Origin of the sequence: Soonwooa sp. (assembly GCF_032062245.1) — a bacterium.
Classification (GTDB): domain Bacteria; phylum Bacteroidota; class Bacteroidia; order Flavobacteriales; family Weeksellaceae; genus Soonwooa.
On sequence record NZ_DAMBQF010000003.1, the window covers coordinates 179,503 to 192,712 of the forward strand.

Consider the following 13,210-nt stretch of genomic DNA (forward strand, 5'->3'; position numbering starts at 1 on the left):
TTGTTTTTATTTAAAATTTAAAAAAATGAAAAATAATATATTACCAGCCTTGCGTATGAGTTTAGCTTTGATACTTGTTTTGGCTGTTGCTTATCCAGCTTTGATGTGGGGAATTGCCCAGTTGAGTCCCAACCAAGGAAAAGGTGAAATTGTAACTTATCAAGGCAAAAAATACTACTCGAATGTGGGACAGAAATTTGATAACGACAATTACTTTTGGTCGAGACCATCAGCTGTAGATTACAATGCAGCAGGTTCTGGCGCTAGTAACAAAGGAGCAACCAATCCAGAATATCTTAAAGAGGTAGAAGCGAGAATTGAGAATTTTCAGAAACACAATCCTGGTATTGCAAAACAAGACATCCCAGTGGATATGATTACAGCGAGTGGATCAGGTCTAGATCCTCATATTTCTGTAAAAGCAGCAGAGGTACAAGCTAAAAGAATTGCAAGTCTTCGTCAACTTTCTGAAACTAAAGTTTTAGATCTAATAAAAACTGAAACCGAAAAACCTGTATTAGGACTTTTTGGACCAGAAAAAATTATTGTGTTGAAGCTCAATATCGCGCTAGATCAATTACACTAAAAAATGATTGACGGATGACTATTATTCGTCAATTTCTAAAGAATCCATATTTATTAATTTATATTTTGTTTTTCGGCAAGTTGTAAGGCTTGCCGGAAAATTTCTTCAAAACAATGAAAAAACTTTTCTTCGGCATTATGACATTATTTACTACAATGTCTTATGCACAAATCGATTCTTTGAAACAAGAATCTCCTTTAAAAATCAGTGGATATGCTGATGTCTATTATAGCTACGATTTCGGAAATCCAAGTCATCACAATCGTCCCGATTTTATGTACGCATTTCAGCGTCATAATGAGGTTAATCTTAATATCGGTATAATAAAAGCGTCATACAACAAAGAGAATGTACGAGCTAACATCGCTTTGGGCACGGGTACTTACATGAATGCGAATTATGCTGCGGAGTCAGGTGTACTTAAAAATATCTACGAAGCTAACATTGGAGTTAAGTTATCAAAATCCAAAGATATCTGGCTAGATGCTGGGATTTTACCTTCTCATATCGGTTGGGAAAGCGCTATTGGAACCGATTGTTGGACTTTAACAAGAAGTATTACTGCCGAAAATTCGCCTTATTTTGAGACTGGTGCGCGCGTATCTTACACCTCGGATAACGGCAAATTGTATCTTGCCGGATTGGTGCTTAATGGTTGGCAAAGGATCCAAAAAGTAGATGGCAATAACTCCATTTCCTTTGGTCATCAATTGACTTATAAATTCAATGATAAAATAAGCATTAATAGTAGCTCTTTCATTGGTAATGATAAAACAGATAGCCTTCGCCAGATGCGTTATTTTCATGACCTTTACGCCAATTTTCAATTAAACGAAAAATGGGCATTATTAGCTGGATTCGACATTGGTGTAGAACAGAAAGAAAAAGCCAGTAGCCAATATAATTGCTGGTATTCGCCTGTGATGATGGCGCATTTTACACCCAATGAAAAAAGCAGACTAAGTGCAAGATTAGAATATTATAATGATAAAAATGGCGTGATGATTCCTACGGAAACTAAAAACGGATTTCAAACTTTTGGATATTCAATCAATTACGATTACAAAATCCTAGATAATGTAATGTGGCGTGTTGAAGCCCGCGGCTTATCATCGAAAGATAGAATTTTTGAAAAAGATAACCAGTTGGTTCCTAACAACTATTTTGTAACGACATCTCTGGCAGTCAGTTTTTAATGGAAATAATCGTTTTATTTAATTTTAAGTAACTTATACTATTCGAATAGAATTAAACATAACATGGAGGAAACACGCAAATCTGCAGAAGAATTTCTAGATCTCATTAAAAAATCTCGCCGTGGAAAATTCAAAATCTACATCGGGATGAGTGCGGGCGTTGGAAAAACCTACCGTATGCTTCAAGAGGCGCATAGTCTTTTAGCTAACAACATTGATGTCAAAATTGCCTACATCGAAACTCATAATCGTAAAGAAACCCATGCATTACTCGAAGGTCTTCCGATGATTGCGCGTCGCAAATTATTCTATAAAGGCAAAGAGTTGGAAGAGTTGGATGTTGCAATGGTAATCAATATGCATCCCGAAGTGGTTATTGTTGATGAGTTGGCGCATACCAATATCGAAGGTAGCAAAAACGAAAAACGCTGGCAAGATGTGATGGATATTTTGGATGCTGGTATTAATGTGATAAGTGCGGTTAATATTCAACACATCGAAAGTCTTAATGAAGAAGTTCGGCAGATTACAAGTGTAGAGGTTAAAGAAAGGATTCCTGATAGTGTTTTAGCGCAGGCTAATGAGGTTGTTAATATTGATTTAACTGCCGAAGAGTTGATTAGTCGATTGACTCAGGGCAAGATTTATGATCAAACCAAAATTCAGTCTGCGTTAACTAACTTTTTTAAATCCGAACATATTCTGCAACTTCGTGAATTAGCGCTGAAGGAAGTCGCATCGCAAGTACAAAGAAAAGTTGAAACCGAAGTTGTATTATCAAAAAACACGAAGAAAGAAAAATTTTTGGCTTGTATAAGTTCCAACGAAAAAACTGCGAAAAATGTTATCAGAAAAACCGCTCGTTTAGCAAATTATTATAACAGCAAATGGTTTGTATTCTATGTGCAAATTCCGAAAGAAAGTGCTGACAAAATAGCTTTAGACAAGCAACGACATTTAATTAATAATTTTAAATTAGCAACAGAATTGGGCGCCGAAATTATAAAAGTGGAGGCTTCTAATGTAACCAAAAGTATTATCGAACAATGTGACCAGCGCAAGATTACAAATGTATGCATTGGGAAACCAAGGCTTAAACTTTGGAAAATCGTGTTGGCAACCGATACTTTTAATACTCTTCTTAACCGTTTAGAAAAAGAAAAAATAGACTTGGTAATTCTTAGCTAATATACCACAGAAACGCAATTTGAGATGAAAATAAAAACAAAATTAACCTTTGGTGTAGGTTTCCTTTTTTTGATGATTATTGTTCTTTCTGTCGTTAGTGGATGGTACATCAATCAGCTAAAACGCGACACCAATAATATATTGATGGCCAATTACAATACCTTGTTGTATTCTCGTAATATGTTGCTGACTTTGGAAGATGTTAAGTCCGACCCAATGGCAATTTCGACCTTTCAAAAACACCTCCAGAAACAACAAAAAAATGTAACAGAACTTGGCGAAAAAGAAGCTACCGAAAATGTTGCTAACCATTTTGAATTATTAAAAAAAGAGCCAGAAAATCAGCAGATTATTTCCTCGATTAGGAAAGATATTGCCGAACTAATGCGGCTTAACATGGAAGCTATCGAACATAAAAGTAGCATCGCAGACACAACGGCGCACAATGCAATTACAGTCGTGTCGGTGGTTGGGACTTTGTGTTTTCTTTTAGCATTTATTTTATTAATTAATTTACCAGCTAATATTGCAAATCCAATCCAAGAATTGTCGAACAGTATTAAGCAAATTGCAAATCAAAATTACAAAGAACGTGTCCATTTTGAGAGTCATAGCGAATTTGGAGAATTAGCAAGATCTTTTAACATTATGGCAGAAAAAATTCAAGCTTATTCTGAAAGTAAACTCGATCGTATCATTAAAGGAAAACGTCGTATAGAAACACTTATCGACAATATGCACGATCCTGTCATCGGAATTGATGAACATAAAATCGTCCTTTTTGTAAATGATGAAGCCTTAAAAATTTCGGGTTTAAAAAAAGAACAGCTTGTCGGAAAACAAATTCAGGATGTCGCTATTAATAACGATTTAATTCGTGAAATGATTAAAGAAATTATTGCTGGGACGCCGATTAATCCTAATGAAGAGCCGATGAAAATCTATGCAGATGCTAAAGAAAGCTATTTTGAAAAAGAAGTTATCGACATCAACATTATATCAACGGGGGAAAGCGATTCGCAGTTTATCGGACAAGTAATAATGTTAAAAAATATTACACCTTTCAAAGAATTAGATTTGGCTAAAACCAACTTTATGGGTACGGTTTCGCATGAGTTCAAAACGCCAATTTCTTCCATTAAAATGGGATTACAACTTTTAGAAAATAATAGGATTGGCAAATTAAATTCTGAACAAAAAAATCTTGTTGACGGCATCAAAGAAGATACCGAACGTTTATTAAAAATTACATCCGAGTTGCTTAACATTACGCAAGTCGAAAGTGGTGTAATGCAACTGAATATCAAAAAATCCAGCGTTGCAGAAATTGTTGATTATGCGGTGATGGCAAATAAAGCGGCTGCCGAACAAAAGCAAATCGATATCCAAGTTAAGCTTTCCGATGATGCAGACTTTGTAACAGCAGACAGCGAAAAAACCTCGTGGGTTCTTAATAATCTTTTATCAAATGCGATACGTTACTCGCATGAAAATTCGAAAGTGACGGTTGAAGTGTATCCTGAAAATGATAAAATTTTGTTTGTTGTTAAAGATCAAGGTCGCGGCATCGAAAAGGAATATCAAGAGAAAATCTTCGATAGATATTTCCGAATCCCAGGAACTCGAAAAGAAGGAACAGGACTTGGCTTAAGCATCAGCAAAGAGTTTATAGAAGCACAAGGCGGAAAAATCTTCGTAGAAAGCGAAATAGGTGAGGGTAGTCGCTTTGGATTTATTATATAAATTATTAAAATAATCCTATCTCAACAAATAATAATTTATAATATGGTGTAGCAATGATGTTTAGATAAGCAAAGATTAATGAGATCGTGACTTAGTTTTTCATTTACAAGTAAAAGGAATGTGTTGTATGATCTGTTAATAAAAGAAATAGAATTTAAATAATTTAGAAAATAATTTGGTCAGTATATAAAAGCTTTATATATTTGCACCACTCAAAACAACGATATAATTATTGTTTTGGAGAGATGGCAGAGTGGTCGATTGCGGTAGTCTTGAAAACTATTGACTGTAACAGGTCCGGGGGTTCGAATCCCTCTCTCTCCGCACATGAAATCCTAAACATAATGTTTAGGATTTTTTTATACAGTTCATCTACGTAATATTACAATATTAGATTAAACAAAAGCCGATCTAAAAGTCAAAGAAATCTTATTAACATTAGACGATATTGGTTCAGTTAGAAAACAGGACAATGATTCTTGAGCATTTTCATGTTACATAAATTGAACGAATTACAAAAAATCTCTATTATAGGGAAAAATTTCGATACGAAAAAGCGAAAAATTTCCAATTAGAGATCGCAAACTATTTCAATCATCGCTTGGAATCTACTAAATTGTTGAACATCTTCAACTTTCTGAGGATACGCTGGAAACCGAATTAGAGTCTTAAGTCAAAACAATTGAAAAGTACGATTAAGAATTTAATGATGAAATCCTTATGCTATAAAATAAACAAACAGCTTGCTTGGCTTCTAGTGCAGAAGGATTTCTGCTGAAGAGCAAAGAGTAAAATTAGGAATATCGTCAATCAGCGTTTTGTACTCGAAATTTCAGTTGTTCTTAGTCTAAAATTAAAAGAATATGATAGCTTTAATAAAGAAATACTAAGGAAATAATTTACGACTTCAAAGCTTTAAAAATTGTTATTTGATATTAACCTACTCCGGAAAACTAACTATTTTTTTTGACAACTAAAGGTTTTATATAAAATTAAAATTGTTATAATTTGTATCAATAAATATGTTGTTTTTTGATATAAAACATACTAATTTTGAAATTCAAATTTCAACTTAATGATGGATCGTGCAATTGTACATATGGATTTGGATACTTTTTTTGTGTCATGCGAGAGACGGAACAATTCTGAACTTAATGGTATCCCTTTGATAATCGGTGGTGGCGATCGTGGTGTTGTGGCGTCTTGCTCTTATGAAGCGCGTAGATTTGGCGTTCGTTCTGCAATGCCCATTCGTATGGCGATGAAACTTTGTCCTGATGCAAAAATCATCCGTGGCGATCACGAATTGTACTCTAATTTATCACATCTCGTGACCGAAATTATCCAAGAAAAAGTTCCCGTGATGGAGAAAGCGAGTATTGATGAATTTTACCTCGATTTATCTGGAATGGACAAGTTTTTTGGGTGCTATCAATGGACGACAGAAATTGCAGAAGCGGTTAAAAAAGAAGCTGGTTTGCCCATCAGTTTTGCATTATCTACAAACAAAACCGTTTCTAAAATCGGAACTGGAGAAGCTAAACCTCTAGGAAAATTAGAAATCAAAGAGGCGTTAATAAAACCTTTTCTAAACCCTTTATCCATCAAGAAAATTCCGATGGTTGGGAATGTTACGTTTCAATTGTTATCAAGAATTGGAATTCGAACGATACAAACTTTGTCGGAAATGCCTGTTCATGTGCTTCAACAGATGATTGGTAAAAACGGCACCGAACTTTGGAAAAAAGCCAACGGAATTGATGAAAATCCCGTCATTCCTTATTCTGAAAGGAAGTCGATTTCCACAGAACGAACATTCACCAACGATACCATGGATATTGTCGCTTTAAAAGGCTTGATTGCAGGAATGGCAGAACAATTAGCATATCAACTTCGGCAAGAAAAATGGCTGACTTCTACTGTGACTTTAAAGATTCGCTATGCCAATTTCGATACCGAAACCAAGCAATGCAGAGTCGCTTATACGGCTGTAGATCATACTTTGTCACGAGTTGCGCTGGATCTTTTCGAGAAGTTATATACCCGAAGAATGCGTTTGCGATTGGTCGGACTTCGGTTTACGAATCTTGTTCACGGTCAACATCAAATGGATTTATTTGAAGATACCGAAGAGTTAATCAACCTCTATCAAAGCATGGATTATCTCAAAAATAGGTTTGGCTCCAATGCGGTCGGTCGCGCAGCGGGTTTTAATGTGTTGAAAGTATAGAATTTTAATGTTTTCGGGTTTCAAGTTTAATGTTTTACGTCCCGAATTTTAAATTTCAAATTTCAAATCCTCCCATGTTCATCAACTGTCATTCATATCACAGCCTGCGTTACGGCACTTTATCCATCGATGATTTGGTGGAGCAAGCCGACTATTTTGGCTTGAAAAAATTGGTGTTGACGGATATTAATACCGTGACTGGAATTTACGATTTCAAGAAAAAATGTGAAGAAAAAGGCATTAAACCTATTGTTGGAGTAGAAATAAGAAAAAATAATGAGTTGTTGTACATCTGCATTGCAAAGGAGTTTTCAGGGATTGGTGAAATCAATAAAATGTTGACGGATTATAATTGTCACGGCATTGATTTACCAAAACAAAATCCAAATTTCAAGCAGGTTTTTGTAGTTTATCCTTTAGAAAATATCCCCGAAAAACTTTTAGAAAACGAGTTTATCGGTATTCGAGAAGAGGAACTTAATTTTTTAATCCGCCCTGAATTAAAGGATTTACAATACAAAATGCTCGTTTGGCAGCCTGTGACGGTGAGTTCGCAAAAAGAATTCAATCTTCATAAGATTTTGCGAGCGATTGAACTCAATACATTAATTTCAAAACTCAATGATAAGGATTGTTGTAAGTCAAATGAGCGTTTCAAAACTTTATCACAGTTAAAAGATGATTTTAAATTTCATCCTCAATTAATAGAAAATACCGAAAATTTATTGAAACAATGCAGTTTCGAGTTTGATTTTAATGAAGTTAAGAACAAAAAAAGTTTCACCAATTCAAAAGAAGAAGATGTAGAACTTCTCAAAAAGCTAGCTTATTCTGGTCTGGAAAAACGTTATGGATTGAACCATGAAGTCGCCAAAAAAAGAGTGGAAAAAGAACTGAAAGTTATTGATGAACTTAATTTTTGCGCATATTTTCTCATCACTTGGGATATTGTTCAGTACAGCAATAGAATGGGTTTTATGCATGTTGGACGCGGAAGTGGTGCCAATTCTATTGTCAGTTATTGTTTGGGAATCACGGATATTTGTCCACTCGAATTGGATTTGTATTTCGAACGTTTTTTAAATTTAAACCGAAAATCTCCGCCCGATTTCGATATCGATTGGAGTTGGCAAGATCGGGATACGATTTTAGAATATATTTTTAATCGCTATGGTCGCGATCACGTTGCTTTTTGCGGAACGAATGTAGAGTTTAAATACCGTTCGATTTTTCGGGAAGTGGGGAAAGTATTTGGTTTGCCTAAAGAAGAACTCGATGCATTGGCAAAAAATCCGATGGCTACGCATGATAAGAATGATGTAGTGAAGATGGTTCATAAATACGGATTATTGCTGGAAAAGTTCCCAAATCAGCGAAGTATGCATGCTTGTGGAATTTTGATTTCCGAGGAGCCAATTACGAATTTTACCGCTTTGGAAATGCCGCCGAAAGGTTTTCCGATTGTTCAGTTTGATATGAATGTTGCCGAAGAAATTAAGTTGGAAAAACTCGATATTTTGTCGCAACGTGGCTTGGGAACGATTAATGACACGGTGAAACTCATTAAAGAAACCCGCGGAATCGACGTCGATATTCGCGACACGACTTTGTCTAAAGATGAAGTAAAAACCAACGAATATTTGCAGATTGGAAAAACCATTGGCTGTTTTTACATCGAATCTCCTGCTATGCGTGGTTTGCTTCGCCGTTTGAAATGTAATAATTACAAGGTTTTGGTTGCGGCTTCGTCGATTATTCGTCCTGGTGTGGCGCAAAGTGGCATGATGCGCGAATATATTTTCCGCCATAATAATCCCGATCAGTTCGAGTTTTTTCATCCCGAATTCGAAAAACATTTAAAAGAAACCTACGGAATCATGGTCTATCAGGAAGATGTGATTAAAATTGCACAGTATTTTGGAGGTTTAACTTTGGCGGACGGCGATATTTTGCGAAGAGCGATGAGTGGCAAAAGTCGTTCTATCCAAAAACTTCAAGAAGTTAAAAACAATTTTTTCAAATCTTGTAAAGAAAAAGGACATTCCGAAAAACTGACTGCAGAAGCGTATAGACAGATAGAATCTTTTGCGGGATATTCGTTTTGCAAGGCGCATTCCGCGTCGTATGCTGTGGAAAGCTATCAAAGTTTGTATCTCAAAGTTTATTATCCGCTGGAATTTATGGTGTCGGTGATTAACAATCAAGGTGGCTTTTATCGTACCGAAGTTTATGTTCACGAAGCCAAAATGTCGGGAGGAATCATCCGAAATCCTTGTGTTAATACGAGTTGTTTTCAAACGGTTTTAAAAGGAAAAGAAATTTATTTGGGTTTTATGCTTTTGGATGGTTTAGAATCTAAAATCGCTCACGGAATTGCCGAAGAACGTAGTAAAAATGGAGATTTTAAATCTTTACACGATTTTATTCGCAGAATTCCCGTTGGTTTGGAAACGATACAAATTCTCATTTTTATTGATGCTTTTAGGTTTACAGGAAAACAAAAAAATGAATTGCTCGTTGAAGCGAGATTACTTTTAGTCAATTTTAAACCAGAAAATAGAGGTTTGATGTTGATTGAAGAAGCAATCCAAGAATATCGGCTTCCACAACTGAAAAGAGAGCCTTTTGAAGATGCTTTTGATGAATTCGAATTGATTGGTTTTACCGTTTCTTGCACGCCTTTTGACTTGTTGCAAACCAAATTTCGAGGTGATGTTTTTGTAAAAGATTTACTTCAAAATCATAAAAAACAAGTGCGAATGTTGGCGTATCTTATTTCGCGAAAACACGTTCCAACAAAGAAAGGAACGATGTATTTCGGAACTTGGATTGACGTAAATGGTGATTATTTTGACACCGCACATTTTCCTGATAGTTTAAAAGAATATGATTTTCAGGGTGGCGGTTGTTATTTGCTTCTGGGAACTGTAGAAGTCGATTTTCATTTTCCGACGATTACAATTCATAAAATGGCAAAAATGCCGATGATTCCGGATCCGCGCTATCATTCCACAGAAGAAAAGCGCTTTGAAGTTATGCAAAAGCTAAAAGAAGACATCAGCATGACACACCGAAAACCATACCCACAAGAGCACGAAATTGGCTTGCCAAGGAGGATGGGGTGAAATTATTTTATTCCCAACAATTTCAAAAGCTCTTCCTTTTTGTTGGGCGCAATGCTAATTTGTGTTCCTGTGGTCAATTCAACAAGGTTGCCGTGGATACTTCGTACCGCTTCAAGATTGATGATAAATGATCTTTGAACTCTAAAAAAAGATTGGAAGACTAAAGCTTCTTCAAGTGATTTTAAAGTCGTCTGAGTAGAGTAGCTTTGATCTTTTAAAACAAATTTAAGATAATCGCCTTGCGCTTCGATATATACAATTTCGTTTAACAAAATTTTTACCAATTTACCTTCAGTCTTGATGAAAATTCGATCTTCATTAACTTGTTGAATTTCTGAATGTGATTTCAAATTAATAAAATCTTTGGCTTTATTTACAGCTTTTAAAAATCGATCCATGCGAACAGGTTTCACCAAATAATCAAAAACGCCAACTTCAAAACTATCAATTGCAAAATCTCGATACGCCGTAATCATAATAAAAACAGGTGGTTTTTCTAAAGATTTGATAATTTCTAAACCATTAAGCTGCGGCATTTCAATGTCACAAAAGACCAAATCCACTTCATTATTTTGCAGAAACCATACAGCGTCTATTGGATGTTGAAAACTCCCAATAATTTCCAAAAAAGGAATTTGCGAAGCAAGATTTTCAATAACTTCAATTGCTAAAGGCTCATCATCAATAATAATCGTTTTTATCGTCTTCATAGGTTATAGTTCGATGTCAAGTTGCACGTTAAACGTGTTTTTATTCTTCGTTACCAATAGAAAATGTTTCTCTGGATATATCAGTTGAAGTCTCTTTTTAAGGTTTTCTAAACCGATGCCTCCAAAGTTTTTAAGTTCAGTTTTGGGAAGAAAATCATTTTCTAAATTAAATGAAAACTTATGATCTTTAACTTCAATTTTTAAATTAAGAAATGCGTTTTCCTTATTTTTTAAACCATATTTAAAAGCGTTTTCAATAAGTGAAAAAGTGAGTAAAGGCGCAATTGTTTTTCCTTTGGTTTCGTTCTCGTTGGGTAAAATTATCGAAATACTTTTCTCTTCGCCATGACGCATTTTTTCTAGTTCGACATAGTTTTTAATAAACTCAATTTCCTTTGTTAATGGTAGTCGTTCCGCGTTCGATTCGTAAAGTGTGTAACTCATCGTGTAGGATAAATTGAGAATCATATCGGGCATTTTATCATCTTTTTTAAGACTTAAACTGTATAAATTATTTAAGGTGTTAAATAAGAAATGGGGATTAAGTTGAGATTTTAAAAAGTCTTTTTCGATATTGATATTTTGGATTTGAAGTTGAGAATTTTGCTTCGATATTTTTAAAGATTTTGAATATAATTTTGAAATTTCAAACAAAATTTTAACAAAGAAAAAAGGCGACAACAACGAAATAATGATGATAGTTTGCGAAATAATTCTAGATACCGAAACCGCTCCCCAAAATGTTTGTTGCGCACTTGCAGTTATCGCTCCTTTTAATTCTCCAAAACCAATTTCATAGCCTAAATAATGGTATAAAACCGAAAAACCAAATGTAATCCATAACCAAATGTTTGTCAATAAAGGTAATGTGAGACTAAGAATTATCATGGCAATTCCCAATTTTTGATTAAATAATTTGGGAGCAATTACATAAAAAAACAGATAAAATATCGTCATATTACTAACTGCCATTCGGAGGGTTAAAATAACACTATTGAACGTTGTTAAAGCATAAGCTAATCGGTAACTCAAAAATAAAAGGATTGCAAAACTTAGCCACATAAAGGTGTGAAGTATGATTCGATTCTTCCAAGTTATTTCTTTTTCAAAATCTAAATCGGCAATTTTTTCGGACAGTTTACTGGATAAAAAAGATGAATTTTCCATAAAATTTAGTTGAAAACTTTATCGAAAGGAAGCTTTCAATAAAGTTTTTGATGGTAAAAATATTACAAAATTCTTATAAGAGCATTCATGAGATTAATACAATTGTGCCCAATAATTGGAAAAATGAGATTTCCACTGAATTTTCTGAGCACACCAACGCTAAATGAGGAGATTAAAATGAGATAAATAATGGTTACAAAATCAAATTTCACTTGATAATCTGTCGTTAAAATGACACCATGACCAACGCCAAAAAGTATTGTGATGATGATAAATCCCCAACCGAATTGGATTCCTTTGTAATTCCATTTTGTAGGAAAAGCTTTATCTAAAAGCCAAAATCCAATTCCACGAAATGCAATTTCTTCCGTTAAACCTGGCAATGTTGCTTGGAATAAAAAAGTTTCTAAATCGAAAGTTCCTCCTTTAGGGAACAAAATCATTTTGAAGATAAAATCAAATAACAAAAATCCTAGAAACACAAAAACACCGACTTTTACTTGTTTTTTAGAATTGGTTTTAAAAGTGAATCCAACAGCTTCGCGGTTTTGCATGTTTAAAGAAAATATAATTCCTAACGAAAGTAATAAACTTAAAATTTTCCCTCCCCAAGCAAAATTTAATTCTAATGATTTGAAGTGAAAATAATCTTTTGCTAAACCTTGTATACTGCAATCGACCAAAAAATACAAAAGAAAATAGAGCAGATATTTTAAGTTCGGTTTGTTAGTTTTTACAATTGCTAAAATAATGAAAGGAAGCATAATTGCAATCCAAAGAAGTGGTGTTAGTAATGACATAATGTTTATTTTTTGTCAAAACTAAAACCGTCAAACGTTAATTAAAATCTTTACCGATAGAACGCAGATTTTTACCGATGAAATATAGATAAGGCACGAGTATTGGTTTAGTATAAAACTTCAGTTATAGATAAATTTGAATTAGTGTAATATTCATTAAAATCTTTAAACAGTTAAATGGTTTCTCACGTTGTCACGATTTCTTAAATGAAAAAGTTAAAAAAAATTAATAATATGGAAAACTTATGATTTAGAATATAGTGTTTGTGGTAGTTTCAAAAGACAAGATCACTTTAAGAATAGGTTGCAATTAGACATAGCAATATCTTTGCTATATAGAAACACAAGTGATGGATTTACAGTAATAGACTTGTTTCTCAAAAGCAAGTCTGACACTATTCCGTTAAGTTTGTAAGTTAAAAAGTTAGGGCTTGGATTTTATAATCTGAGCCTTTCTTCAAAAAT

At 34.2% G+C, this 13,210-nt stretch carries 9 protein-coding genes and 1 tRNA gene; 7 read left to right on the top strand and 3 right to left on the bottom strand.

The window, feature by feature from the left end:
* Positions 1–25: 25 nt before the first annotated feature.
* The 7 genes from RT037_RS03615 to RT037_RS03645 all read left to right on the top strand — a co-directional run bounded on the left by RT037_RS03615 (position 26) and on the right by RT037_RS03645 (position 10,068).
* Positions 26–586, top strand: coding sequence for a K(+)-transporting ATPase subunit C (locus RT037_RS03615; protein ID WP_313028226.1), 561 nt, complete (start codon positions 26–28; stop codon positions 584–586).
* 113 nt (positions 587–699) lie between these two features.
* Positions 700–1,782, top strand: coding sequence for a porin (locus tag RT037_RS03620; RefSeq protein WP_313028228.1), 1,083 nt, complete (start codon positions 700–702; stop codon positions 1,780–1,782).
* Positions 1,783–1,845: 63 nt separating this feature from the next.
* Positions 1,846–2,970 carry a sensor protein KdpD gene (locus RT037_RS03625; protein WP_313028230.1) on the top strand — a complete coding sequence of 375 codons (1,125 nt, stop codon included), beginning with the start codon at positions 1,846–1,848 and terminating at the stop codon, positions 2,968–2,970.
* A 24-nt stretch (positions 2,971–2,994) separates the two neighbouring features.
* Positions 2,995–4,713 carry an ATP-binding protein gene (locus tag RT037_RS03630; protein WP_313028231.1) on the top strand — a complete coding sequence of 573 codons (1,719 nt, stop codon included), beginning with the start codon at positions 2,995–2,997 and terminating at the stop codon, positions 4,711–4,713.
* A gap of 239 nt (positions 4,714–4,952) precedes the next feature.
* Positions 4,953–5,037 (top strand) — tRNA-Ser (locus RT037_RS03635).
* A gap of 754 nt (positions 5,038–5,791) precedes the next feature.
* On the top strand, positions 5,792–6,943 hold the full coding sequence (gene dinB / locus RT037_RS03640; RefSeq protein WP_312323783.1) for a DNA polymerase IV: 1,152 nt from the start codon (positions 5,792–5,794) through the stop codon (positions 6,941–6,943).
* A 74-nt stretch (positions 6,944–7,017) separates the two neighbouring features.
* A complete protein-coding gene (locus RT037_RS03645) occupies positions 7,018–10,068 on the top strand; it encodes a DNA polymerase III subunit alpha (RefSeq protein WP_313028233.1) in 3,051 nt (1,016 codons plus the stop codon).
* Between the two features lie 2 nt (positions 10,069–10,070).
* On the opposite strand, the gene RT037_RS03650 is transcribed toward RT037_RS03645, so the two are convergent.
* From RT037_RS03650 to RT037_RS03660, 3 genes are all read right to left on the bottom strand, one after another.
* A complete protein-coding gene (locus RT037_RS03650) occupies positions 10,071–10,778 on the bottom strand; it encodes a LytTR family DNA-binding domain-containing protein (protein ID WP_313028234.1) in 708 nt (235 codons plus the stop codon).
* Positions 10,779–10,781: 3 nt separating this feature from the next.
* Complete coding sequence (locus tag RT037_RS03655) at positions 10,782–11,945, bottom strand: histidine kinase (protein ID WP_313028237.1); 1,164 nt, start codon at positions 11,943–11,945, stop codon at positions 10,782–10,784.
* A gap of 62 nt (positions 11,946–12,007) precedes the next feature.
* Positions 12,008–12,745, bottom strand: coding sequence for a CPBP family intramembrane glutamic endopeptidase (locus RT037_RS03660; protein WP_313028239.1), 738 nt, complete (start codon positions 12,743–12,745; stop codon positions 12,008–12,010).
* Positions 12,746–13,210 lie beyond the last annotated feature (465 nt).